General features: G+C 72.4%; 20 protein-coding genes. 10 read left to right on the top strand and 10 right to left on the bottom strand.

What is annotated here, in order from left to right; all coding sequences use genetic code 11:
- Positions 1-241 precede the first annotated feature (241 nt).
- From ACH4FH_RS27705 to ACH4FH_RS27685, 5 genes are all read right to left on the bottom strand, one after another.
- The gene (locus tag ACH4FH_RS27705; RefSeq protein WP_398558630.1) at positions 242-2,059 is read right to left on the bottom strand and encodes an IucA/IucC family protein; all 1,818 of its coding nucleotides are present in this window, start codon (positions 2,057-2,059) and stop codon (positions 242-244) included.
- Positions 2,059-2,622 carry a GNAT family N-acetyltransferase gene (locus ACH4FH_RS27700; protein ID WP_398558629.1) on the bottom strand — a complete coding sequence of 188 codons (564 nt, stop codon included), beginning with the start codon at positions 2,620-2,622 and terminating at the stop codon, positions 2,059-2,061. Before ACH4FH_RS27700 ends, ACH4FH_RS27705 begins: the two co-directional genes overlap by 1 nt.
- Positions 2,619-3,962 carry a lysine N(6)-hydroxylase/L-ornithine N(5)-oxygenase family protein gene (locus ACH4FH_RS27695; protein ID WP_398558628.1) on the bottom strand — a complete coding sequence of 448 codons (1,344 nt, stop codon included), beginning with the start codon at positions 3,960-3,962 and terminating at the stop codon, positions 2,619-2,621. Before ACH4FH_RS27695 ends, ACH4FH_RS27700 begins: the two co-directional genes overlap by 4 nt.
- 35 nt (positions 3,963-3,997) lie before the next feature.
- The gene (locus ACH4FH_RS27690; RefSeq protein WP_398558627.1) at positions 3,998-5,623 is read right to left on the bottom strand and encodes a pyridoxal phosphate-dependent decarboxylase family protein; all 1,626 of its coding nucleotides are present in this window, start codon (positions 5,621-5,623) and stop codon (positions 3,998-4,000) included.
- A gap of 167 nt (positions 5,624-5,790) precedes the next feature.
- On the bottom strand, positions 5,791-7,056 hold the full coding sequence (locus ACH4FH_RS27685) for a DUF1015 family protein (protein ID WP_398558626.1): 1,266 nt from the start codon (positions 7,054-7,056) through the stop codon (positions 5,791-5,793).
- Positions 7,057-7,231: 175 nt separating this feature from the next.
- Between ACH4FH_RS27685 and ACH4FH_RS27680 the strand changes: the two genes are divergently transcribed.
- Positions 7,232-8,257 (top strand): HAD-IIA family hydrolase, encoded by a 1,026-nt coding sequence (locus ACH4FH_RS27680; RefSeq protein ID WP_398558625.1) that lies wholly within the window; start codon positions 7,232-7,234, stop codon positions 8,255-8,257.
- A 159-nt stretch (positions 8,258-8,416) separates the two neighbouring features.
- On the opposite strand, the gene ACH4FH_RS27675 is transcribed toward ACH4FH_RS27680, so the two are convergent.
- A complete protein-coding gene (locus ACH4FH_RS27675; RefSeq protein WP_398558624.1) occupies positions 8,417-9,307 on the bottom strand; it encodes a siderophore-interacting protein in 891 nt (296 codons plus the stop codon).
- A gap of 182 nt (positions 9,308-9,489) precedes the next feature.
- Positions 9,490-10,518 carry an ABC transporter substrate-binding protein gene (locus tag ACH4FH_RS27670; protein WP_398558623.1) on the bottom strand — a complete coding sequence of 343 codons (1,029 nt, stop codon included), beginning with the start codon at positions 10,516-10,518 and terminating at the stop codon, positions 9,490-9,492.
- 110 nt (positions 10,519-10,628) lie between these two features.
- Here ACH4FH_RS27670 and ACH4FH_RS27665 point away from each other — a divergent pair, with 110 nt between their 5' ends.
- The 3 genes from ACH4FH_RS27665 to ACH4FH_RS27655 all read left to right on the top strand — a co-directional run bounded on the left by ACH4FH_RS27665 (position 10,629) and on the right by ACH4FH_RS27655 (position 13,926).
- Entirely contained in the window at positions 10,629-11,633 is a 1,005-nt protein-coding gene (locus ACH4FH_RS27665; RefSeq protein WP_398558641.1) for a FecCD family ABC transporter permease, read from the top strand.
- Positions 11,634-11,791: 158 nt separating this feature from the next.
- On the top strand, positions 11,792-12,850 hold the full coding sequence (locus ACH4FH_RS27660) for a FecCD family ABC transporter permease (RefSeq protein WP_398558640.1): 1,059 nt from the start codon (positions 11,792-11,794) through the stop codon (positions 12,848-12,850).
- Between the two features lie 194 nt (positions 12,851-13,044).
- The gene (locus tag ACH4FH_RS27655; RefSeq protein ID WP_398558622.1) at positions 13,045-13,926 is read left to right on the top strand and encodes an ABC transporter ATP-binding protein; all 882 of its coding nucleotides are present in this window, start codon (positions 13,045-13,047) and stop codon (positions 13,924-13,926) included.
- A 42-nt stretch (positions 13,927-13,968) separates the two neighbouring features.
- On the opposite strand, the gene ACH4FH_RS27650 is transcribed toward ACH4FH_RS27655, so the two are convergent.
- Positions 13,969-14,316: a sterol-binding protein gene (locus tag ACH4FH_RS27650; protein ID WP_398558621.1), complete on the bottom strand. Its 348-nt coding sequence runs from the start codon at positions 14,314-14,316 to the stop codon at positions 13,969-13,971.
- A 236-nt stretch (positions 14,317-14,552) separates the two neighbouring features.
- Between ACH4FH_RS27650 and ACH4FH_RS27645 the strand changes: the two genes are divergently transcribed.
- The 6 genes from ACH4FH_RS27645 (at position 14,553) to ACH4FH_RS27620 (ending at position 21,828) form a co-directional block, all read left to right on the top strand.
- A complete protein-coding gene (locus ACH4FH_RS27645; RefSeq protein ID WP_398558620.1) occupies positions 14,553-14,906 on the top strand; it encodes a hypothetical protein in 354 nt (117 codons plus the stop codon).
- A gap of 7 nt (positions 14,907-14,913) precedes the next feature.
- On the top strand, positions 14,914-15,729 hold the full coding sequence (locus ACH4FH_RS27640) for a TlyA family RNA methyltransferase (protein ID WP_398558619.1): 816 nt from the start codon (positions 14,914-14,916) through the stop codon (positions 15,727-15,729).
- Between the two features lie 59 nt (positions 15,730-15,788).
- Complete coding sequence (locus ACH4FH_RS27635) at positions 15,789-16,667, top strand: NAD kinase (protein ID WP_398558639.1); 879 nt, start codon at positions 15,789-15,791, stop codon at positions 16,665-16,667.
- A gap of 676 nt (positions 16,668-17,343) precedes the next feature.
- Entirely contained in the window at positions 17,344-19,071 is a 1,728-nt protein-coding gene (gene recN / locus ACH4FH_RS27630) for a DNA repair protein RecN (RefSeq protein WP_398558638.1), read from the top strand.
- A 138-nt stretch (positions 19,072-19,209) separates the two neighbouring features.
- Positions 19,210-19,998 carry a hypothetical protein gene (locus ACH4FH_RS27625; RefSeq protein ID WP_398558618.1) on the top strand — a complete coding sequence of 263 codons (789 nt, stop codon included), beginning with the start codon at positions 19,210-19,212 and terminating at the stop codon, positions 19,996-19,998.
- Positions 19,999-20,676: 678 nt separating this feature from the next.
- Complete coding sequence (locus tag ACH4FH_RS27620; protein ID WP_398558617.1) at positions 20,677-21,828, top strand: glycosyltransferase family 4 protein; 1,152 nt, start codon at positions 20,677-20,679, stop codon at positions 21,826-21,828.
- A 51-nt stretch (positions 21,829-21,879) separates the two neighbouring features.
- Here ACH4FH_RS27620 and ACH4FH_RS27615 read toward each other — a convergent pair whose 3' ends face one another.
- Both ACH4FH_RS27615 and ACH4FH_RS27610 read right to left on the bottom strand, forming a co-directional pair.
- On the bottom strand, positions 21,880-23,532 hold the full coding sequence (locus ACH4FH_RS27615; RefSeq protein ID WP_398558616.1) for a PucR family transcriptional regulator: 1,653 nt from the start codon (positions 23,530-23,532) through the stop codon (positions 21,880-21,882).
- A gap of 212 nt (positions 23,533-23,744) precedes the next feature.
- On the bottom strand, positions 23,745-24,788 hold the full coding sequence (locus ACH4FH_RS27610; protein WP_398558615.1) for a LacI family DNA-binding transcriptional regulator: 1,044 nt from the start codon (positions 24,786-24,788) through the stop codon (positions 23,745-23,747).
- Positions 24,789-24,898 lie beyond the last annotated feature (110 nt).

Raw genomic sequence — 24,898 nt, 5'->3', positions numbered from 1 at the left:
AGAGGCAGAGGCAGAGGCAGAGGCAGAGGCAGAGGCAGAGGCAGAGGCAGAGGCAGAGGCAGAGGCAGAGGCAGAGGCAGAGGCAGAGGCAGAGGCCGACGGCGAGGACGTTGACGCTGACGGTGCGGACGAGCGGCCCGAGAAGGGCTGAGTCTCCGGTGTGCGTGATGCCGCGCAGGACGCGGTGAGATGACGAAGGGCGGGATCCCCACCGGGATCCCGCCCTTCGTCGTTGTGGGGGTCAGGTGGTGGGGGCGTAGGGGGCGATGGGGTTGCGGAGGGTGCCGATGAGCTGGAGGGCGCCTGCCGGGTCCTGGAGGTCGACCATCTGCTGGTTGTTGCGCAGCTGGAGACGGTTGAGGCAGGAGAGGGAGAACTCCTCGGCGAACATGTCGTATTGGGCGAACTTGTCGGCCAGGTGCGGCATGGACGTCTGGTAGTCCGTGACGCAGTCGGCGACCGTGCGCCAGAAGGTGTCCTCGTCGAGGATGCCGAGGTCGGCCAGTGTGCCGTTGAGGAAGCGGAAGAAGCAGTCGAAGACGTCGGTGAAGACGGACAGGAGCTTCTTGTCCTCGGGAACGTCGGCGCGGATGCGCTCGACGGTGGGGGGCAGCACCGCGTCGGGGTCCATGACGGCGATCTCTTCGGCGATGTCCTTGAAGATCACGCGGGCTACGGCGCCGTCCTCGATGACCAGGATGGCGTTCTCGCCGTGCGGCATGAAGACCAGGTCGTAGGCGTAGAAGGCGTGCAGGACGGGGGTGAGGTACGCGTCCAGGTAGCGGCGGAGCCAGACCGCGGGCTCCAGGCCGGACTCCTCGATCAGGGCGCCGGCGAAGGAGCCGCCGTCCCTGTCGACGTGCAGGAGGGACGCCATCGTGGCCAGCCGCTGTCCCGGTTCGACGGTGGAGACGGGGCTCTCGCGCCAGAGGGCGGCGAGCATTTTGAGGTACGGGGAGCCCTTGGCGGTGGCGGCCTCGTACTGGCGGTGGTGGTAGCCGATGGCGGCGCGCTCGCGGATGATCGAGAAGCGGGCGGCCTGGAAGGTCTCGTCGCCGTCGATGAGGCGGGCCAGCCAGTCGTTGATGGCCGGGGTGGCTTCCATGTAGGAGGCGGACAGGCCGCGCATGAAGCCCATGTTGAGGACCGAGAGGGCCGTTTTGACGTAGTGCTTGTCGGGGCCGGTGGTGTTGAAGAAGGTGCGGATGGACTGCTGGGCCAGGTAGTCGTCGTCGCCGGAGCCCAGGAACACCAGGCGCTGCTGGGCGACCTCGGCGGCGAAGGTGACCGAGAGCTTGTTCCACCACTGCCAGGGATGGGCGGGGATGAGGTGGTAGTCGGCGAGGTCCAGGCCGAGGGCGCCGAGGGTGCCGGCGAAGCGGTCGAGGGTGCCTTCGCCCAGTTCGTCGTGGACGAGCGTGTCGTAGTCGAGGTCCGCGCCGGCGGTGAAGGTGGAGTGGTCGCGGTGGGCGGCGAGCCAGATCAGCTGGATGGGGGCGGCGGCCTCGGGGGCGTACGCGTGGTACTCGTGGACGCCGAAGCCGAGACGGCCGTTGTTGGCGACGAAGCAGGGGTGGCCCTCGGTCATGCCGGTCTCGATGGCCTGGAAGCCGGACTTCGTGAGTTCGGCGGCGCTCGCCGGGGCGGCGGCGAGTTTGTAGGCGGTGCCGGAAAGGGTGGAGCTGATCTCTTCCAGGTAGACCGGGAGGATCTCCTCGCCGAGGCCCAGGGTTCCTCGGAATTCGATGAAGAAGTCGAGCGCGTCCAGGGGGAGTTCGCTGCTGTCGCGGTGGCGGGTGATGCTGTCGGCGTCGACCTGCCAGTGGTCGAGCGTCAGGCGGCGGGCTCTGAAGCGGTATTCGACGGTGCCGTCGTCGTTGCGTACGGCGTAGCGGCCGTCCGCGGGCAGGCGGGTGGGGGAGAGCAGCCGTTCGTGGGCGAACTCGGCGAGCGCCTTGCGGACGAGGAGCCGGTTGGCGCGGGCCCAGAGGTCGGGGGTGAGGTGCGCGACGGCGTCCAGGGCGGGCAGGTGCGGGGCTGCGTCGGAGGTGGGGCGCATCAGTTCTCTCCTCGGGCGGCCAGGAACTGGTCGCGGGTGCAGGTGCTGAGGTAGGCGTCTTTGGAGGGGAGGGAGACGGTGCGTTGGACCTCGAAACCGACGGCCTTGTTGAGGGCGTGCACCGCGGTGTTGCGGGCGTCGGGTTCGACGACGATGCGGCAGGTGGCCGGGTCGTCGAAGAGCATCTCCATCACGGTGGTGATCACGGCGAGGGTGAAGCCGTGCACGGGGGTGTCGGTGGGGGCCGACAGGAAGTGCATGCCGACGTCGCCCGGCTGGGCGGCGTGGATGCCGACCAGTTCGCGGTGTGCGGGGTCGTAGCGCTCCGCGAGGAAGGCCGGGGTGCCGTTGTGCAGGCCGAGGTAGGCGTCGTGGAAGGGGTCGGCGGCTATCCGCGTGAACTCCTTCTCGACGGCCGGGAGGTCGCAGTCCTGCATCAGCCAGAAGACGGCTTTGGGGTGGGTGACCCAGCGGTGCAGCAGTGCGGCGTCGGCCGGCGGGTCGACCGGGCGCAGCGAGAACTCGCCGAGCTCCGCGTCGGTACGGGTGAACAGCGCGCTCATGCGGAGACCTCCAGGGTGTGCCGCGGGTCGGCCGGGGTGGTGAGGTCCATGACGGACGGAGCGGCGAACTCCTGGAAGGCGATGGACTTCTCGACCGGGTAGTACTCACGGCCGAGCAGTTCGCGGACGATGCAGGAGTTGCGGTACGCGGCCATGCCGAGGTCGGGGGTGACGAAGCCGTGGGTGTGCAGCTCGGCGTTCTGCACGTAGATGCCGTGGCCTGTGGTGTCGATGCTGTAGTTGCGTGCGACGTCGTAGCGGCCGGTGTCGTCCCAGGCGATGCGGTCGTGGACCGGGGCGAGGAAGTCCGGGGTGCGGTAGCGGTAGCCGGTGGCGAGGACCAGGCCCTGGGTGTCGAGGGAGAAGTCCTGGCCTTGTTCCTCCTGGCGCAGCCCGAGGGTGTAGGTGCCGCTGGTCTCGTCGTAACGGGCGGTGTTCAGCGCCGTGTTGGTGAGCAGGCGGGTGGAGCAGGGGCCGTTGAGGTTCTTCTGGTAGAGCAGGTCGAAGATGCCGTTGATCAGCTCGGAGTCGATGCCCTTGTAGAGGTTTTTGTGCGAGGCATTGAGACGGTCGCGGGTGGCCGCGGGGAGGGCGTGGAAGTAGTCCACGTACTCCGGTGAGGTCATCTCCAGCGTGAGCTTGGTGTATTCGAGGGGGAAGAAGCGGGGGGAGCGGGTCGCCCAGGTCAGGTGGTAGCCGTGGCTGTCGATGTCCTGGAGCAGGTCGTGGTAGACCTCGGCCGCGCTCTGGCCGCTGCCGACGATGGTGATGCTGTCCTTGGCCTGCAGGGTGGCCTTGGCGTCCAGGTAGTCGGCGTTGTGCAGCAGGTCGCCGCCGAGGCCCTGGCATGCCTCCGGGATGTGCGGTGGGGTGCCGGTGCCGAGGACGATCTTGCGGGCGCGGTAGGTCTTCCGTTCGCCGGTGGGCACGTGCTCGGCGTGCACGACGTACAGCTCGTCGCTCTCGTCGTAGGTGACGGTGGTGACCTGGTGGGCGAAGCGGATGCTGTCCAGTTTGCCGGCGGCCCAGCGGCAGTAGTCGTTGAACTCGGCGCGCAGCGGATAGAAGCTCTCGCGGATGTAGAAGGAGTACAGCCGCCCCGATTCCTTGAGGTAGTTCAAGAAGGAGAAGGGGGAGGTGGGGTCGGCGAGGGTGACGAGGTCGGCCATGAAGGGCACCTGGAGGGTGCTGCTGTCGAGCATCATGCCGGGGTGCCAGTCGAAGGACGCCTTGTTGTCCAGGAACAGGCCGTCGAGCCCGTCGATGGGTTCGGTCAGGCAGGCCAGGCCGAGGTTGAAGGGGCCGAGGCCGATGGCCACGAAGTCATAAGGAGCGGACACGGGATCTCCGTTGGGGGTGGTCGGCTGTCGGGCGGTCAGCGCGCGCTGAGGGCGGGCTCGTGCTGCTCGGCCAGATACGTGCCGGCGTGCTCGGCGATCAGGTCGAGGACGGTGGCGATGTCCTCCAGCGTGGTCTCCGGGTTGAGCAGGGTGAACTTGAGGTGGTGCCGGCCGTCGACGACGGTGCCCGCGACGATGGCGTCACCGGAGGCGAACAGCGCCTCCCGGGCGTGCAGGTTGACCCGGTCGCTGAGGTGCGGGTCGTGGTCGGCGCTGGGGACGTAGCGGAAGACCAGGGTGCTCAGCTGCGGCTCGACGACGACCTCGAACCGGGGGTCGTCATGGAGGAGTTTCCAGGCGTCCGCGGCCCGGTCGATGACCTCGTCGAAGAGTTCGCCGATGGCGCCGGCGCCCATGGTGCGCAGCGTCAGCCACAGTTTGAGGGCGTCGAAGCGGCGGGTGGTCTGGATCGACTTGTCGACCTGGTTGGGGATGCGCCGCTCGGCCATCCGACGCGGGTTGAGGTAGTCCGCGTGGTACGTGACGTGGCGCAGCGTGGTGTGGTCGCGGACCAGCACGGCGCTGGAACTGACCGGCTGGAAGAAGGACTTGTGGTAGTCGACGGTGACCGAGTCGGCACGTTCGATGCCGGCGAGCATGTCGCGGCGTCGGGAGACCAGCAGACCGCAGCCGTAGGCGGCGTCGACGTGCATCCAGGTGCCGTACCGGTCGCACAGGTCGGCGATCTCGCCGAGCGGGTCGATGCTGCCGAAGTCGGTGGTGCCGGCGGTGGCGACGACGGCCATGGGGAGGAGGCCGTCGCGGCGGCAGCGCTCCAGCTCGGCGGCCAGGTCGGTGGTGCGCATCCGACGGTTGTCGTCGCTGGGGACGGAGATGACGGACTCCGCGCCCATGCCGAGGAGGGTGGCGGCTTTCTGGATGCTGAAGTGGCTGCACTCGGAGGTGAGGATGCGCAGCCGCGGCAGGACGTCGGAGCGCCGGGCGGCGGAGGGCGCGTCGGCGCGGGTCAGCTCGCGGCGGCATGCCTCGTCCCGGGCGAGCAGCATCGCCTGCAGGTTGGACTGGGTGCCGCCACTGGTGAAGATGCCGTCGGCCTGTTCGCCAAGACCTATGCGGCGGGCCGTCCAGTCGATCAGGCGCCGCTCGATGAGGGTGCCGCCGGCGCTCTGGTCCCAGGTGTCCAGCGAGGAGTTGACGGCGGAGAGCACCGCTTCGCCGACGAGGGCGGGGATCACCACGGGGCAGTTGAGGTGCGCGAGGTAGCGGGGGTGGTGGAAGTAGACGGCGTCGCGGAGGTAGACCTCTTCGAGTTCGTCGAGGGCCGCGGCCGGGTCGTGCAGCGGTGTTTCGAGGTCGATGTCCGCGACCGTCGGGGTGAGGGCGTCGACGGAGATGCCGGTGAACGGCCGCTCGGTGGCGGCGATGGTGGCGCTCACCCGCTCGACGCCCTCGGTGACCGCGCTGCGGTAGCTCCTGGCCGTGCCGTTGTTGAGCAGGTAGGTCCTGCTGCCGGCCGGTTCGGTGGCGGCGCCGTCGCCCGGTTGTCCACCCGGGGCGTGGGCGGTGGGGGTGACGCGGTGGGTCGCCCCGGGGCTGCCGGTGGTCGACGGGTCCTCGGCGGGGTGCGCGAGGGGACTCATGAGCTTGTCCTCCCTGATGCGGACTTGGCCACGTCCTGCGCAGCGCTGAGGGCGCGCAGGGGCAGGGAGACCCACCCGATGACGTAGTGAGGTAAGCCTAACCTAACTACGCCTGCGGGTTGTGGAAGGGGCCCTCCGCCGGTGCCGGTCGGCAGCCTGCGGAGGATTCAGGGGCGGTCGTCCTCCAGGGTCCGCAGGACCAGCCCGGTGGCGGGCTTGGGCCCGAAGGAGGTCGACTTGCGCGGCATCGTCACGCCCTGCAGGGCGAGTTGACGGACCGCTTCCTCCGAGGTGGCACGCATCAGGACGGCAGTGCCGCCGTGCCGGGCGGCCTGCTCGACGGCGGCCTCGGTGTGATGGAGGTAGCTGATGTCCGACGGGCGATCGGGGATGTGCCAGACGCTGTCGAGGAGAGTGGCGTGCAGCACCGTCGCATCCAACTGCCGCCAGGTATCCGGCCGGTCCTTGCGGATCGTGCGGTCCAGCAGCTCCGGATCCGGCCGGTCCAACAGATGGAAGGTGTCCGGCCCGCCCGTCAGGACGAACGCGTTGCCCGGCGTCCGCTCCAAGGTCTCCAGGGCGGTGGACAGTCCGCCCGAGAGCGCGCGTACGCGGAAGGCGCCGGACAGGCCGGCCAGCGCCTTGGCGGGCGGCAGATGCGGCAGGACGCGGTGAATCGCGCGGACCTGGAGCGGATAGCGGGCCGTGTCGACCAGCAGCACCAGGCCGGAGGCCCAGGGCGAGGAGGAGGTGGCGTCGGGCAGCTGCTCGTACAGCCGCTGGTAGGTCGCCCAGCGGTGATGTCCGTCGGCGATCAGGGCCTGCCGGTGGGAGAGGTCGTCGTTGACTGCCGCGAGGTCGGCGGGGTCGGTGACGGCCCACAGGCGGTGTGCGAAGCCGTCCTCCGTGGTCGTTGACAGCAGCGGGTCGCCCAGCACGGTGCGCTCGATGACGGCGGTGGCGCCCGTCGCGATGCCCTGGCCGCGGTAGGAGAGCAGCAGCGGTTCGAAGTTGGCGGCCGCCGCGCGCATCAGGGCGGCGCGGTCCTCGACCACCTCGGGGATCACGCCCTCGTGCGGGAGCACCGGACCGTCCAGGCGCAGGGCGCCGATCAGCCCGCGCTGCAGGACTTCGCCGCTGCGCTGCTCGTAGACGTACAGCGCTGGCCGGTCGTCCTGCGTCAGGACGCCTTCCGCGCGCCAGCGGGTCAGGGTGTCGGCGGCCTGTCGGTGCCGGGTGGCGGGGTCCGCGGCGTGCGGGAGGATCAGCCGGACGATGTTGTACGGATCGGCGGTCTCCAAGTGGCGCACACCGTCGGGCCGGACCACCACGTCGTACGGCGGCGAGGTGACGGCGGTGAGGCTGCTGACACGGTCCGGGGCGTAGCGCAGTCCGCGGAACGGGAGGAGGCGAAGGCCGTCGGTACTGGTCATTGAAGAATGCTATGCCGCCGTCCCGGTGAGGGATGATCGGGGGAGAGCCGGTAACTGGCTGGAAATATCGGTATGCGCGAGGTACGGACGACGAGCCGCGCGGCGCGGAGGGCGACGGTCCGCGCCGGCGGGCGGAGCCCCTCGCGGACTGTGCGGTGATGAGGAGCGAGACGGCATGAACGAGCAGGTTCGCAGGCAGCCCGACGGGTGCGAGCGCGCCCTGAGCGCGGCGTACGACACGGCGCTGCTGGATCTGGACGGGGTCGTCTACGCCGGCGGACAGGCCATCGCGCATGCCGTGGAGTCGCTGACGACGGCGCGGGACGGCGGAATGCACCTCGCATATGTGACCAATAACGCTGCCCGGACACCGCAGGCGGTCGCCGATCAGCTCACCGGCTTCGGCCTGCCGGCCGGGCCCGATGACGTGATCACCTCCGCGCAGGCGGTCGCGCGGCTGATCTCCGAGCAGGTGCCGAAGGGCGCGCGGGTGCTGGCGATCGGCGGCGAGGGGCTGCGGGTGGCACTGCGCGAGCGCGGTCTGGAGCCGGTGGCTTCCGCGGACGACGAGCCGGCGGCGGTCGTGCAGGGCTACGACCCCACGCTGGACTGGGAGCGGCTGGCGGAGGCCGCGTACGCGGTGCAGCGCGGGGTGCCGTGGTTCGCCTCCAACACCGACCTGACGATCCCCAAGGAACGCGGGATCGCCCCCGGCAACGGCGCGTTGGTGGAGGTCGTCCGGATCGCCGCCGGTGGATCGCCGCAGGTCGCGGGCAAGCCGCAGCCGCCGATGCACCGGGAGACGGTGCTGCGCACCGGTGCTCGGCGACCGCTGGTGATCGGGGACCGGCTCGATACGGACATCGAGGGCGCCTACAACGGCGAGGTGGACTCGCTGCTGGTGCTCACCGGCGTCACCACCGCGGCCGAGCTGTTGGCCGCGCCGCCGCAGCACCGGCCGACGTACGTGGACGCGGATCTGCGCGGGGTGCTGACGTCGCAGCCGGACGTCGCCGCGGCGGACGGCGGCTTCCGGTGCGGCGGCTGGACGGCGAAGGTGAACGGTGCGGCGCTCGCCCTGGACGGCGAGGGCGCGCCGCTGGACGCGCTGCGGGCGCTGTGCGCGGCGGCCTGGACCGCGGCGGGGGACGGCAGTTGCACGGCGGACGCGGGGAAGGCGCTGGCCCGCATCGGGATGTGAGGACCGGGCCGCGGTCCCCGCACCTCGCGGTCCACTGCCCTTGCAGTGTGTCTCCGCGGCGCCCGGGGGTGTGATCCCGGGCGCCCTCCCCGTCATGCGTGTCATCGGTGGTTCAGTCCTGGCCGGTTTCCGTCGTGGCCGTTTTCGGTCCTGGCCTGTTCAGTCCTTGTCGGCCGCCGCGGTGCCGGCGGTCAGCTCCGCGATCAGGTCTTCCTCGGTGGCACCACGGCGCCAGTAGCCGGTGAACTTGACGGCCCTGCGGTCGATGCCGCGCTCGCGGACGAGATGCCTGCGCACCGCCTTGACGGTGCCCGCCTCCCCGGCGATCCAGGCGTACGGCGTGCCCTCGGGCAGTTCGGCGGCGCGCAGCGCGTCGAGCACCGGCTGACGGGACGCGGCGGTCGCCTCGTCCCGGACGAGCCAGGTGATGTCGGCGTCGGCGAAGGTCGGCAGGCTCTGCCGGTCGTCCTCGTGGGCGACCTCGATCCAGACCTTGGCATGGGTGCCGGGGGAGAGCCAGGACAGGATGCCGGCGATGGCGGGCAGTGCCGTCTCGTCGCCGGTCAGCAGGATCCAGTCGGTGCCCGTCGGCGGACGGAAGTCGACTCCGCCGTTGTCCTCGACGGCGGGGGCCAGAACCGTCAGCAGGTCGCCCGGTCGGGCGCGGGCGGCCCAGCGGCCGGCCGGGCCGGCCGTCGCGGAGTGGGTGGCGCTGTCCGCGCCGTGCAGCGCGAAGTCGACGTCGAACTCCCGCGGTTCATGGCGCTGTTCGCGGATCGTGTAGGAGCGCATCACGGCGCGCTCGGCAGGGTCCTGCGCCCGCCAGGTGGTGTACCAGCCGTCGCTGGTGTCCTCGAAGACCGGCCGGTCCTGGTGGGGCTGCGGGAGGAAGAGCTTGAAGCGCTGGTCACGACCGCCGGATGCCAGCTCGGCCAGGCGTTCGCCGCCGAAGGTGATCCGGACCATGGAAGGGCCCAGCCGCCGGGTGCGGACGACATGCACATCGAAGAAGCGGAAGGGCGTGGTGGCGGGTGCGGCGGTCGTGGTCATGCGGAGGAACCTCCCGGAAGGTGCTGCGGTTTCTCGGTGACAGGACTGGGCGTTGGCGGTGCGGCGGTGCGGCAGTGGTGCGGTGGTGCGTGAGGAGCGGCGGGGCGCCGGGCGGTGCGGTGACGGCGGTGGTGGATCGTCGGGCCTGCCGACCGCGGCCGGCGATCCACCACCGCCCTGCGTCAGTTGACCTTCTTGGCGCCTTCGATCGCCTTGGCCAGCGACTCGATGAGCGGTGCGGCACCCGCGTAGGAGAAGCGCGGCTCGCTCGACCACGGGGTGATCTGGCCGGCCTTGACCGCGGGCAGCTTGGCCCAGGAGGGCTTGGCCGCCAGGTCCTTGGGCTGGAGGGTGGCGGTGCGGTTGTCGAGCAACAGCACATCGGCCTTGTACTTGTCGGCGTTCTCCCAGCTCAGGCTCTCGAAGTAGCCGCCCTTGTCCAGGTGGTCGGGGACGATCAGGTCGACGCCGAGGGACTTGTAGTACATGAGGTCGGCGTTGATGCCCGGGTTGGAGGCGTAGAAGAGGTCGGGGCTGCCGGAGCAGGCGAGCACCTTGACCGGGTGGGACTTCGCGGCCTTGCGCAGCGACGCGGCGGCCTTTTCGAAACGGGCCTTGGCGTCGGTGACCTTCTTGGCCTTGAGGTCGGCGCCGAGCGACTGCGCCAGCTCGGCGTAGCGCTCGATGATCTTGACGAGGGGGGTCCGGGAGGAGGTGATCGCGACGCTCTTCGCGAGCTGCGTGATCTTGTCCTTGCTGTCCGCGGGGACGAACCAGAGGGCACCAGGCTCGTACATGTTGGTGATCAGCAGATCGGGGCTGAGGCTCGCGTACTTCTCGACGTTGAACTGGTTGTAGGCGTTGCCGATGATGGTGACCTTGTCGACGTCCAGGTCACCCGCCTGCGGGTCGGCCTTGCCGTTCTTCAGCTTGGTCGGGCCGAAGACGCCGACGATCTGCTCGTCGATGCCGAAGTCGTGCAGGGCGGCCGCGGTGCCGGTGAAGGCGACGATGCGCTGCGGGGTGCCCTTGAGGGAGACCTTCTTCTTGCGGTCGTCGGTGAAGGACCAAGGGCCGCCCTTGGCGTCGCCCGTGGCGCCCCCCGTTCCCTTGTCACTGCCGCACGCGGCCAGCAGGGCGCCGATGCCGACGGCGCCGCCCGCGGCCAGGACACCGCGACGGGACGGAGATACGCTTCGGGGGGTGCTCATGTGGGTGCGCTTCTCTCTGGGAGGGGCCTGCGAGTTGAATGTGAGGGTAGGCTAACCTAACTCTCGTGTTGGTTGACAGCCCCCCCGAAGCATCAAAGGCCCCGGTCCAGGTGGCGCCGCAGTGTCGGCTCGTCACGCGCTCCGCGGGGCTGGTCGCCTCCGTGGCCGCCTTGGCCGCCATCGCCGTCCTCGGCATCGCCGTCGGCGCCAAACAGATACCCCTCGACCAGGTGTGGCACGGGGTGTTCGACTACTCCGGGTCCGATACCGACGTGATCATCCGCGATGTGCGCTTCCCGCGCACCCTTCTCGCGCTGATCGTCGGTGCGGCGCTCGGACTGGCCGGCACCGTCATGCAGGCGCTGACCCGAAACCCCCTCGCCGACCCCGGAGTTCTCGGCATCAACGCCGGCGCCTCCGCGGCGGTCGTCTCCGCCATCAGCTTCTTCGGCGTCACCTCGCTGTCCGGCTATGTGTGGTTCGCGTTCGCCGGCGCGGCGGTGGTCTCCGTGGCGGTCTACGTCCTCGGCGGCACCCGCAACGCCACACCCGTACGGCTCGCGCTGGCCGGTACCGCGCTGACGGCCGTCCTCGTCGGCTACATCAACGCCGTCAACCTGATGGACACCGCGGCGCTGGACAAGATGCGCTTCTGGACGGTCGGTTCGCTGGCTTCCGCCACCATGCCGACGGTCACCCACATCGCGCCGTTCCTCCTGGTGGGCGGCGTGCTCGCGCTGCTCCTCGCCCGGCCGCTGAACGCCGTCGCGCTCGGCGACGACCAGGCGCGGGCCCTCGGCGCCCGGCTGACCCGTACCCGCGTACTCGCGATGCTCGCCGTCACGCTGCTGTGCGGCGGGGCGACCGCCGCCTGCGGCCCGATCGTCTACGTCGGGCTGATGGTGCCGCATGTCGTACGCGCCATCACCGGGCCCGACATGCGCTGGATCCTGCCGTATTCGGCGGTGCTCTCGCCGGTCCTGCTGCTCGGCGCGGACATCCTCGGCCGGGTCGCGGCCCGGCCGGGCGAGTTGCAGGTCGGCATCGTCACGGCCGTCGTCGGTGGACCGGTCTTCATCTATCTCGTACGGCGTCGGAGGATGGCCCAGCTGTGAGCGCGACCATGAAGCCCGGACCTGGTGGGCAGTCCGAGACGCCCGAGACGCCCGAGACATCCGACAAGGAGGCCGACGAGGTGACGGAGGAAGGACGCGGCACGCCGGCCGGACCGGACGCGAAGCGCGGTACGCAGGCGCGGGCGCCGCGGCGGGTGATGCCGGTGCGCACCGCGGGCGGACTCTCGCTGCGGCTGGACCTCCGTGCCCTCGCCACCGGACTGCTGCTGCTGGTCGTCGCGCTGGCCGTGGCCGTCGCGCTGATCGGCTCCGGCGACTACCCGATGACACCCGGCGAGGTGCTCAGCACCCTGACCGGCGGCGGCAACCCCGGCCAGGCGTTCATCGTGCAGGACCTACGGCTGCCCCGCGTCCTGGTGGGGCTGATGGTCGGTGCCGCCTTCGGTATCTCCGGCGCCGTCTTCCAGACCGTCTCGCGCAACCCCCTGGGCAGCCCCGACGTCCTCGGCTTCGCCCAGGGATCGTCCGTCGGCGCACTCGTCGTCATCGTCTACTTCCAGGGCGGCACCCTCGCCGTCGCCGCCGGCGCGGTCGTCGGCGGTGTCTTCACCGGCCTCGCCATCTTCCTGCTGGCCTGGAAGCGCGGCATCCAGGGATACCGCTTCGTGCTCGTAGGCATCGGCGCCTCCGCCATGCTCTACGCCCTCGTGCTCTACCTCCTGACGAAGGCGAACATCTTCGAGGCGACCCGCGCCACCACCTGGATGACCGGTTCGCTCAACGGCCGGGACTGGTCCCAGGTCTGGCCGCTGGCCGCCGTCTGCGTCGTCCTCATCCCGCTGGTGCTCCTCCAGGGGCGGCCGCTGCGCATGCTGGAGATGGGCGACGACGCCGCGTACGCGCTGGGCGTCCGGGTCGACCGGGTGCGCGTCCTGACCCTGTTCGCGTCGGTTCTGCTGGTCGCCTCCGCCACCGCGGCGGCCGGCCCCATCTCGTTCGTGGCACTCACCGCGCCGCAGCTCGCCCGGCGGCTCGGCCTCCCGCGCTTCCGCAAGGGCGCCCGAAACGCCCCCATGCCCGGCCCCAACCTGCTGCCTTCCGCCCTCATGGGCGCCGTCCTGCTGGTCGCGGCGGACTGGGTCTCGCAGTGGCTCTTCGGCGCCGACCAACTGCCGGTGGGCGTGCTCACCGGCGTGCTGGGTGGCGGCTATCTGCTGTGGCTGCTGGCCACCGAGCGCAAGGCCGGGCGGGTATGAGCACGGGCACGGACGCGGCGGCGTCCGGTGCCGAGCGGGGCCGACGGCCCACGGCGAACGCGCTTCCGACGGTGAGCGCGCCTCCGGCGGCCGGTGACCTCCAGGCGGCGGACGGGCCGCGCGGCGCACGCCGGAGCACGGCACCGCGTACGCCGGACAACAGCAGCGATACGAACAACCCCAGGAGCCTTGAAGTGAGCCGTCTCACGGCCGAGAACGTCACCCTCGCCTACGACCAGCGGGTCATCGCCGAGAACCTCTCGGTCCGCATCCCCGACCACTCCTTCACGGTCATCGTCGGCCCGAACGCCTGCGGCAAGTCCACGCTGCTGCGCGCTCTCTCCCGGATGCTGAAGCCGGCCGCCGGATCGGTGCTGCTCGACGGCTCGGCGATCTCCTCGCTCCCGGCCAAGAAGGTCGCAAGGACCCTCGGGCTGCTGCCGCAGTCCTCGGTCGCACCGGACGGCATCACCGTGTCGGACCTGGTGGCGCGGGGCCGCTACCCGCACCAGGGACTGCTGCGCCAGTGGTCGGGCGAGGACGAGCGGATCGTTCAGGAGTCGCTGGCCGCGACCGGCATCGAGGGGCTGGCCGAGCGCTATGTCGACGAGCTCTCGGGCGGGCAGCGGCAGCGCGTGTGGATCGCGATGGCACTCGCCCAGCAGACGCCGCTGCTCCTGCTGGACGAGCCGACGACCTACCTGGACATCCAGCACCAGATCGAGGTCCTCGACCTGTGCGCGGATCTGCACGAGGAGCAGGGCCGCACGCTCGTCGCCGTCCTGCACGACCTCAACCACGCGGCCCGCTACGCGACGCACCTCATCGCCATGAAGGACGGCGCGGTCGTCGCCGAGGGCGCGCCGGGGGAGATCGTCACCGCGGAGCTGGTGGAGGACGTCTTCGGGCTCGGCTGCCAGATCATCGACGATCCGCAGACCGGCACGCCGCTGGTCATCCCGGCCGCCCGCACCGCCCGCAACGGAGGGAACCGTAACGGGGGCGGTCTGCCCGGTACGGAGGTGGCCAAGGCCGACGCCACGGCCGGCCGGACCGTCGCCCGCGCGGGGTCGTGAAGGCGGGCCGCCTCCGGCTCGGCCACCGGGCGGCGGCCGCCGCTACAGCAGGGTCCGCAGGCGCAGCAGGTCGCGCAGACCGGCTTCCAGCTTGACGCGGCCGGTGCCCCACGCCTTCGCGAAGTTGAGGCGCCCGTCCACCAGGGCGACCAGATCGTCCCCCGCCATGGCGAGTCGGATCTCCGCCTTGTCCGGTGGCGGGCCGGGCACGTGGGTCACGTCCTGGATGCTGCCGTTCGCCAGGCGCCCGAGGAACGTGACGTCGAGATCCGTGATGCGGCAGCTGAGCGAGCGGTCGAGCGCGGCGGCGCTGCGCACGCCGCCGTCCGCCGAGGAGAGGTTCTGGGCCAGCCGGTCGAGCGCGGCGCGGCACTGGTCGAGGGTTGCCATCGTGATCGACGATACGCCAGGTCGGGGGCGGCTCGTACGCCGTTGGCGGGGTTGCGCAAGGTAGCGTCGGGGGCATGGAAGAGCCGACGTCAGGCCCGGAGCCGGAAGGGCCCGCCGCAGCCGCGGACCCGGCCGCGGACTCGGGGTACGGGGACCGGGCGGGCAGCGCATCAGGGACAGCCGGACCCGCCGGTCCCGGCGGACCGTCCGGGAGCCCCGGACCTGCTGAGAACGCCGTGACAGCCGCGAGAGCCGTAGCAGCTGCGGACACCGTCGGCCGGGCGGATGCCGCCGGGTCCGATGGAGCCACCGAGCAGACCGACACCGCCGGGCCGACCGCGACAGGTGAGCCGGCCGACGCCGTGGGCCCCGCCGGGCCGCAGCCGATCGGGATCGCGGTCACACCGACCGGCGACGCCGCGGTCGACGCCCGGCTGCGGCGGCTCGCCGACGCCGACCACCTCCCCGCGAGCGGTCACCTCCAGGTGTACGAGGATGTGCACCGTGGGCTGCGTGACGCGCTGGCCGCCCTCGACCAGCGCCCCGGGCCGCCCGCACCTTCCTCGACGACGCACGACAACAGGAGCTGAACCACAGGTGGCAGGAGTGGCACGACGCCGACTCGACGCGGAGCTGGTGCGCCGCAAGCTGGCCCGCTCGCGCGAGCACGCGAGCCAGCTGATCGCCGCGGGGCGGGTGACCGTCGGCGGGGCGACCGCGACCAAGTCCGCCACCCAGGTCGAGACCAGCGCCGCCGTCGTCGTACGCGAGGACGAGGGCGACCCCGACTACGTCTCGCGCGGCGGCCACAAGCTCGCCGGCGCGTTCGCCGCCTTCGTCCCGCAGGGCCTGAAGATCGAGGGCCGACGGGCCCTGGACGCGGGCGCCTCGACCGGCGGCTTCACCGACGTCCTGCTGCGCGCCGGCGCCGGGCACGTCGTCGCCGTCGACGTCGGCTACGGGCAACTGGCGTGGTCGCTGCAGAGCGACGACCGGGTCACCGTCAAGGATCGTACGAATGTACGTGAGTTGACGCCGGAGCAGATCGATTCCACACCCGTCGACCTCGTCGTCGGCGATCTCTCCTTCATCCCGCTCGGGCTGGTCCTGCCCGCGCTGGTCGGCTGCGCGGCGCCCGACGCCGACCTGGTGCTGATGGTCAAGCCGCAGTTCGAGGTCGGCAAGGAACGGCTGGGCAGCGGCGGAGTGGTGCGCAGCGCGGAACTGCGGGCCGAGGCGGTGCGCGCGGTCGCGGGCCGGGCCGCCGAACTAGGACTTGGCATTCTTGGCGTAACCGCGAGCCCGTTGCCCGGTCCATCGGGGAATGTCGAGTACTTTCTGTGGCTGCGCGCCGGGGCGCCTGCACTCGACCCGGCGGATGTCGACCGTGCAGTGGCGGAGGGGCCCCGTTGACCACAACCCAGGCAGTTGAAGGCAGCGCAGCACACGAGCAGAACGGCGTGGAGCGGACCGTGTTCCTGCTCGCGCACACCGGCCGCCCCGCGGCCATCCGCAGCGCGGAACGGGTCGTCCAGGGCCTGCTGCGCAGCGGCATCGGCGTGCGGGTGCTGGCCGAGGAGGCCGCGGACCTGCCACTGCCGCCGTCCGTCGAGCGCGTCGAGACGGAGCCGTGCGCCGCCGAGGGCTGCGAACTGCTGGTGGTACTCGGCGGGGACGGCACGCTGCTGCGCGGCGCGGACTTCGCGCGGACGTCCGGGGTGCCGATGCTGGGCGTCAATCTCGGCCGGGTCGGCTTCCTCGCCGAGGCCGAACGCGACGACCTCGACAAGGTCGTCGACCGGGTCGTCACCCGCTCGTACGAGGTCGAGGAGCGGATGACGCTCGATGTCCTCGTCCGCAACAACGGCAATGTCGTGCACACCGATTGGGCGCTCAACGAGGCGTCGGTGGAGAAGGCCGCGCGGGAGCGGATGCTGGAGGTCGTCACCGAGGTCGACGGCCGCCCGGTCTCGCGCTTCGGCGGCGACGGGGTGGTCTGCGCGACGCCGACCGGCTCGACCGCGTACGCCTTCTCGGCCGGCGGCCCGGTGGTCTGGCCCGAGGTCGAGGCCCTGCTGATGGTCCCGATCAGCGCGCACGCCCTGTTCGCCAAGCCGCTGGTGACCTCGCCCCGTTCGGTACTCGCGGTGGAGGTCCAGCCCAAGACGCCGCACGGCATCCTGTGGTGCGACGGCCGGCGCAGCGTCGAACTCCCCGCCGGCGCACGGGTGGAGGTCCGCCGCGGCGCCGTCCCGGTACGCCTCGCGCGCCTGCACCATGCCTCCTTCACGGACCGCCTCGTCGCCAAGTTCGCCCTGCCGGTGGCGGGGTGGCGGGGGGCACCGCACTAGGGCGCGGGGAGCCGGAGCGGCGAGTGCCCCGGGCCGGGGCCCGGCCGTCTGCGCCGGCGGAGTGGGGGTCGGCGTCGGATCCGGTGACGGAATCCGGCCAATGAAGTGAGAGGTCGGCGCCGGCACGGGGGCCTCCGGCGGGCCCGCCGGAGCCCGCACGCACGCCTCCGCTGCGGGACGGACCCTCATCGACGCGTCCGCAGGAATCGAGCCCCAAGGATCGAGTCCTCGGGAATCGTCCCCAGGAATCGACATGTCGATGGACCTGAGGAGAGGGGCCCCCGCCACTGGATCGCGGCAAGGGAATGCCCTGGCTCCGACTCTGGCTCCGGCTCCGGCTCTGGCCCCCGAGGGCCCCGCGGCGTCGCACCTGCCGATGAGCCGGGTACGAATGCACCTTTCGTTCGGTACGCACGCAGCACGTAGGCAGCACGTACGCAGCACGTACGCAGCACGTGCGCACCACATACGCAGCTTTCGTTCAGTGCGTGAGCGCGGCCCGGCGGTCGGGTGTGGCCGTGCCGTCGGCTCCCCTTCAGGGCCGCGAGAGCCCCGCCCCAGAGGGATTCCGCCCGGTGGCGGGTGGGTTTTTCCGCGGCTTCCGGGGCAGGGGAGAGGGGGAGGCCGTCGCGGGGGGACCTCGGGACCTCGTAAGGTCGTGTCCGTGTTGGAGGAGATGCGGATCCAGTCCCTGGGCGTCATTGATGACGCCGTTGTCGAGCTGTCCCCGGGCTTCACGGCGGTGACGGGCGAGACAGGCGCGGGCAAGACCATGGTCGTCACCAGCCTCGGCCTGCTGCTCGGCGGGCGCGCCGATCCCGCCCTGGTGCGGATCGGCGCGAAATCGGCGGTCGTGGAGGGCCGGATCAGGACGGCCGAAGGCGGCCCGGCGGCCGTGCGCGCAGAGGAGGCCGGTGCGGAGCTGGACGACGGCGTGCTCCTGATCAGCCGCACGGTGTCCGCCGAGGGCCGCTCCCGTGCCCATGTGGGCGGCCGGTCGGTACCGGTCGGGCTGCTGGGGGAGTTGGCCGACGATCTTGTCGCGGTGCACGGCCAGACCGACCAGCAGGGCCTGTTGCGGCCCGCCCGTCAGCGCCAGGCCCTGGACCGCTACGCCGGGGACGCGGTCAGCGTTCCGCTCGCTGCCTACGTCACCGCCCACCGCCGGCTGCGCGCCGTCGCCGGCGAGCTGGACGAGCTGACGACCCTGGCCCGCGAGCGGACGCAGGAAGCCGATCTGCTGCGCTTCGGCCTGGAAGAGATCGCGTCGGTCGAGCCGCTCCCGGGGGAGGACACCGAACTCGCCGCCGAGGCCGAACGGCTCGGGCACGCCGAGGCGCTCGCCTCCGCGGCGACCGCGGCGCACGCCGCACTGGCCGGTGACCTCGAAGACCTTGAGGCCGTGGACGCCACCACCCTGGTCGCCGGGGCGCACCGCGCGCTCGACGCCGTACGCAGCCATGACCGGGAGCTGTCCGCGCTGGCCGACCGGCTCGGCGAGATCGGCATTCTGCTGTCGGACGTGGCGGGCGAGCTGGCCGGCTACGCCGACGGCCTGGACGCCGACCCGCTGCGGCTGGCCGCCGTCGAGGAGCGCCGTGCCGCGCTGACCCAGCTGACCCGCAAGTACGGGCAGGACATCGCGGCAGTGCTGGCATGGTCCGAGGAGAGCGCCGCGCGGCTCGCCGAGCTGGAGGGCGACGACGACCGGATCGGTGAGCTGACCTCCGAGCGGGACGCGCTGCGCGCCGAACTGGGCGAACTGGCCCAGGCGTTGACGGATGCCCGCACCGCGTCGGCGAAGCAGTTCGCCGACGCCGTCACCGCGGAACTCGCCGAACTCGCCATGCCGCACGCCCGGGTGAGCGTGGAGATCCGGCAGGTCGAGGTGGCGGAGGACGCCGACGGCATCGAGGTCGGCGGCCGCATCGTCGCCTACGGCCCGGCAGGCGCCGACGAGGTCGAGCTGCTGCTGGCCCCGCACCCGGGCGCACCGCCCCGGCCCATCGCCAAGGGGGCGTCCGGCGGTGAGCTCTCCCGGGTGATGCTCGCCGTCGAGGTGGTCTTCGCCGGCTCCGACCCCGTACCGACCTACCTCTTCGACGAGGTCGACGCGGGAGTCGGCGGCAAGGCGGCCGTCGAGGTCGGCCGGCGGCTGGCCAGGCTCGCGAAGTCGGCGCAGGTCGTGGTCGTCACGCACCTTCCGCAGGTCGCGGCGTTCGCGGACCGCCAGCTCCTCGTCGAGAAGACGAATGACGGATCGGTCACCAGGAGCGGTGTCACCGTCCTGGAGGGCGAGGAGCGCGTGCGCGAACTCTCCCGGATGCTGGCCGGCCAGGAGGACTCCGAGACGGCTCGGGCCCACGCCGAGGAGCTGCTGGAAACGGCGCGTTCGGGACGCTAGAGGCGGGGACGGTCGGGTTCACGCCGGAGCGCGGGCCGAGCGGTCCGCGCCAGGTCTGCCCCCGGGCGGCGAACACCAAGATCGCGCCCTCGGGTGACGGGCGCCGAGCGCGACATGGCGTCGTGCGAGGGGAGAGACATGGCGGCGGCAGACAGCGGTGCGTGGGGCCGGATCGCGGCGCTTGCCGGGGCGGCGGGAGCCACCCGGACGGTATACGCGACGCTCAGGAGCCGGCCGCCGGGTGGCGCGGCGCGGTGGGAGCGGAAGAACTACGCGGGCCGGACGGTGCATCTGCACGCGGGCCTCGCGACGGCCCTCGGCACCGCGTTCGCCGCCGCCACGGCGCCGGGACTGCCCGCCCGGACAAGGGGCGCCGCTGCCCTGGCGGTGCTCGCCGCCGGCGGCTGCGGGGCCTACGACGACCAGGTCGGCGCGGGTGATGCCCGGCGCGGCTTCCGGGCGCACCTCTCGGCCCTGCGCGGCGGCGAGGTCACCACCGGGGCCGTGAAGCTGTTCGGGATCGGCGCGGCCGGGCTGGCCGCGGGCGCGCTGCTCAAGGAGCGCCCGGTCGACAAGGTGCTGGCGGGCGTGGTGATCGCCGGCTCGGCTCATCTGGTCAACCTGCTGGACGTCCGGCCGGGCCGGGCGGCCGGCGCCGTGGTGGCCATCGGCGCGCCGGGCCTGCTGCGCCGTGGACCGGCCGGCCCGTTGTCCGCCGTGCCCATGGGGTCCGCGGCGGCCGTCGTCGGGGACGATGTGGGGGAGCGCACCATGCTCGGGGACGCCGGGGCGCACGCCCTCGGCGCGGGCCTCGGGCTCGCCATCGCCGGCGGAAACGGGCGAAAGGGGCTTGCCGCCCACGCGGCCGGGCTGATCGTGGCCGCGGCGGCGGGCGAGCGCGTCAGCCGGGCCGCCGCCGCACTCTGACCACGGGCCGCGGGCCACCGATCCGGCCGCTGCTCCCCGGAGACACCGCCACCGCTCCCGGGAAGGCCACTGTTCCCCGGGCGCCGCCACTCCGGCCCGGACCGTGCCGCCGTTCGGGCCACCGTTTCCAGCCACCCTTCCGGCACAGTCCGGCCTCATCGGCTTGCATTCCGGCCGACGTCCGCCGCTGCCGGCGTGCTTCCCCGCTTCCCGGCGTATTTGTGCCTCTCCCGGCGCATGTCCCCCTCTTCCGGCGTGCGTCCGACTGTCCTGCGTACGCCCGAGCCGCCCCCGAACGGACATCGAGGAGGGCGGTTTGTCGCCCATGTGGGTGATCCCGTGGATGTGCGGGTGAGACTTCCCACCGGAACGGCATACAAGCGGTGCGGAATTGACGCCGCCGGGCTGGCATCCTGGGCGCGGTGCGCAGCGTCGGGCGCGCTCGCCGCGTCCTGCCCCGTTGGAGGACGTCCGTGCGTCCCGGCCCGCCTGCCGCACCGTTCGCGGCGCCCCCGGCTCCGCGCAGGACCCCGCACCACCTCGATGGCGCACGACCACGCACCAGCCGATTTCGCACGACCACGCAGCACCCCGCTGCACGCAGCAGCGTCCCGCAGTTCCCGTGCCGCCCCCGCCGGTGCGGTCCGTACCGTCCACCGACCCAGGAGCCCCGACCACGTGAGCAGCGTCCCGACCTCGTCGCACGGGCAGTCGCCGCTGCGCACGGTCCAGGTGCTGGGGCACGGCAGCGCCGGCAGCGCGGCCCACGTACGGTCCCTGGCGGAAGGGCTGGTCGCGCGCGGGGTACGGGTGACCGTATGCGCCGCACCCGAAGCCGAGCAGACGTACGACTTCACCGGCGTCGGAGCGCGGTTCACCCCCGTCGCTCCCCGCATGGACCCGGCCGGTGTGGCGGCACTGCGCAGCGCCTGCTGGGGCGCCGACCTCGTCCATGCGCACGGTCTGCGGGCCGGTCTGCGGGCCTCCATGGCCCTGCGCGGCCCCCGGGGAGCACACGTACCTCTGGTCATCACCTGGCACACAAAGGCGCACACCGCGGGCGCGCGTGCCGGGCTCGTGCATCTGATGGAACGGCGGGTGGCACGGGCAGCCGCCGTTGTCCTCGGGGTCTGCTCCGATCTCGTGGACCGGGCGCGTGAGCGGGGCGCGCGCGATGCTCGTCTCGCGCCGGTCGCCATCCCCCGCCCCCGACCGGGCGGTGCGCCGTCCGCGCCCGAGGACCAGGAGTCGAAGCGCGACAAGGAGCGGGCCGAACTGGGGGCGGTGGACCGCCCCTTGCTGCTCGCGGTCGGCCGCCTCGACCTCGGCCAGGGCCATGACCTGCTGCTCGACGCGGCGCACGCCTGGTGTGCCCGGGATCCGCAACCATTGCTCGCCATCGCGGGGGAGGGGGACCAGCGGCCCGCGCTCCAACGGCGAATCGACTCCGAGCTGCTGCCCGTCCAACTGCTGGGACGCCGCGACGACGTGCCCGAACTCCTCGCCGCCGCCGACCTGGTGGTGCTGCCCAGCCGCTGGGAAGCCCGTTCGCTGATCGCCCAGGAGGCGCTGCGGGCCGGCGTGCCGCTGGTGGCGACCGACACCGGAGGCACCCGCGAGCTGGTGGGCAGCGGAGCCGAGCTGGTCCGCTACGGCGATGCCGCCGCCCTGGCCCGTACGGTCCTCGACCTCCTCGCCGACCCCGCCCGCCGCGACGCCCTCGCCGCAGCGGGCCGGGTCCAGGCGGCCGGGTGGCCCACCGAGGACGACACGGTCGCGCAGGTACTCAGCGTCTACGACGAGCTGACGCAGCCGGTTCAGCCGGCCTAGCCGCAGCGGGCGGAGGGCATCGCGCGGCCGCCCTGCTCGTCACCCCGTGCGCTACGGCTTCTCCGTGGGCCGGTTGTCCGTGTGCCGGCGGGCGCGCAGGGCCAGGCGCAGGCCCAGGACCGTCTGCGGGTCGTCCAGGTCCGTGCCGAGGAGCTGGGCGATGCGGGCCAGACGGTCGTACAGGGTCTGCCGGTTCACATTGAGGTCACGGGCCGTCTCGGCCTTGCGGCCCGCACTCGCCAGATACGCCTCCAGCGTCGGCAGCAGCGGCTGGCGGGCGCCCCGGTCGTGGGTGAGCAGCGGGCCGATGGCGCGCTCCACGAAGTCCGTCAGGACGCCCTGCTCGCCGTGTTCGCGCATCCGCCACAGCAGCAGCTCGATGTCCAGGCGGCGCGCGTCGTACCAGTTCTGCTCCGGCAGCCCCTGTGCCGCGGCCGCCGCCTCCGCGGCATGGCGCAGTCCGGGCCCCGCTGCCGCCCAGTCGCCCGTCGTGCTCATCACGACCACGGGCCGGTGCGCGGACGGCCGGTCGACGCCCGCCCGCACGACGCCCGCGCGCAGTGCCTCGGCGATGCGGTCCGCGACGGCGTCCCGGTCCTGGCCCGCGCGCAGCGCCACCAGCACCGGGACCCGCCCCTCCACCGGCCGTACGCCGAGCAGGACGGGCACCCCGGTGGCGGCGAGTTCCTCGCGCAAGGTCTGCGCGAGGAGTGCCCAACTGCCGGGAGTGGGCAGCCCGGCGGGCAACCGCATGACCACCGGGAGCACGGGCGCTTCCGGCCCCGGGCGGAAGCCCAGCAGGCGCGCCTGGCCCGGTGCCTCGGCCGCGGAGATCCGGCCCTCCGCCAGGTCGGCGAGGAAGTCGCCGCGGCCCCGGGCGGCGAGTACCTCCTCCTGGCGGGACTGCAGCATGACGACCGCCAGCAGGTCGGCGGCGCGTTCGGCGGCGATCCGGTGGACCGGCGCCACCGGGGTGTTGACGGGCAGCAGGACCAGGCGGGCGCGTACGGCGTCGGGGCCGTGGCCGCCGCCGGGGACGTCGATGCGGACGCCGGTGTCGCGCAGCCCCTCCCAGGCCAACAGGGGGTCGGCGTCCGCGGGGCCGCCGTCGTCGTCGCCGTCGGGCCCCGCGGCGTACAGCGGACTGCCGTCGGGGGCCTCCAGGCACAGCGGATTGCCGGTGAAGACGGCCAGCAGGCGGAGTACCTCGGGGGCGCCGCCGCCGCGCAGCAGGACGTCCGTACAGCGGCGCAGAATCTCGTCGGCCCGCCGCAGCAGCAGGTAGTGGCTGTTGATGATCTCGGTGTGGATCGCCTCGGTCACCGTGACGTAGGGAACCTCGCGGTGCAGCTGGATCAGCGGCAGCCCGCAGTCGCGTGCGCTGTCGACCATGGCCGAGGGCAGCGTTTCGAAACGCGAGCCCAGCTCCACGACGAGAGCGGCGATCTCGCGGTCGGCGAGCTTACGGATGAAGGCGCGCTGCTCGGAGGGCCGCGCGCCCAGCCCGAGTCCGGTGGTCAGCAGGAGCTCGCCGCCCTTGAGCAGCGAGGCGATGTGCGGCACCTCGCCGGCGTGCACCCAGCGCACCGCCCGGTCCAGACGGTCCTCACCGGCCACTACCTCCGGCAGGCCCCGACGCAGCGCGGGCAGCTCCAGTGCCCTGCGTACCGTGATCTCGGCTTCGATTTTCGCTTCCGGCCCCATGGCGTCGAACGGTACCCGCACTCCGCTATCCGGAACGTCCAGGTCCGCCCCGGCGCCGGGCGCGGCACGGCGAGCTGTGTGCGGAACGGGGGCGGAACGGGGGCGGAGGGTGCGGCGCGGGGGGCACGACACAGGGTGGGCCCCGCACCCGCCGCGTGCCGCGGGCCCCTCACCCCTCACCCCTCCCTCTCACTCCCGTCACCCCAGCTCCCTCACCCCGACTCCCGTACCACCAGCTTCGCCTCGGTGATCACCGGCGCGAGGTCCTCGTCGTCCGCCTTCTGCGGGCCCAGCCGGCGGAGCAGCAGCCGGGCCATCACCCGGCCCATCTCCTCGACGTCCTGCCGCACCGTGGTCAGCGGCGGGTCCGCCCAGGCCGCGGGCTCCAGGTCGTCGTAACCGACGATCGCCACCTCGTCCGGCACCCGTCTCCCGCGGGCCCGCAGGGTGCGCAGTGCGCCGTTCGCCATCAGATCGGAGCAGGCGAAGACGGCGTCAAGGTCCGGCGCGGAGTCCAGGAGTTCGGCCATCGCGCGCTCGCCGCCGCTCGCCGTGAACCCGCCGTCCGCGATCAGCCGCGGGTCCGGCTCGGCCGTGCCCAACGCGTCACGGTAGCCGTCGAGCCGGTCGAGGGCGGACGTCTGGTCGAGGGGGCCGGTGATGACGCCGATCCGGCGGCGGCCTCGGCCGAGGAGATGCTGAACGGCCTGGCGTGCGCCGTCGCGGTTGTCGGTGTCGACATAGAGCGGCCGGGGCGCGCGGTCGGCGCCGGACCAGCCGGGCCGGCCGCCGTAGACCGTGGGCAGTCCGGCGCTCTCGGCCATGCCGGGCAGCGGGTCGTCGCGGTGCAGCGAGAACATCAGCGCACCGTCGACATGTCCTGCCGACAGATAGCGGCCGATACGGTCGTAGTCGGCGCGGTGCTCGACGAACAGCAGCAGCAACTGCATGTCGGCGGCGGACAGTTCACGGCTGATACCGCGCAGCTGCCGACCGAAGAACGGGTCGGAGAAGACCCGGGTCTCCGGCTCCGCGATGACCACCGCGATCGCACCGGTACGGCGGGTGACCAGCGAACGTGCCGCGCTGTTCGGTACGTACCCCAGCTCGGTCACCGCCTGCCGGACCCGCTCCTGGACCGCGGCCCGTACACCCGCACCCCCGTTGACCACGCGGGACACCGTCGCCCGGGAGACCCCGGCATGCGCCGCGACCGCCTCCAGCGTCGGCCGTGGGCCGTTCGGTTCAGACACCATCCAACTCCTTTTTCCATACGGTGACTTGACGGTGCGCCGTCGAGTCGGCAGGGTTTCACCGCACGCGATATGAGAGCGCTCTCACGACGTGTACCCCCCAAGAACTCCTC

Origin of the sequence: Streptomyces sp. NPDC017993 (genome assembly GCF_044328065.1) — a bacterium.
Lineage (GTDB): Bacteria > Actinomycetota > Actinomycetes > Streptomycetales > Streptomycetaceae > Streptomyces.
The sequence above is the reverse complement of the archived record's forward strand: the minus strand, read 5'-3'. Positions and strand labels throughout refer to the sequence as shown.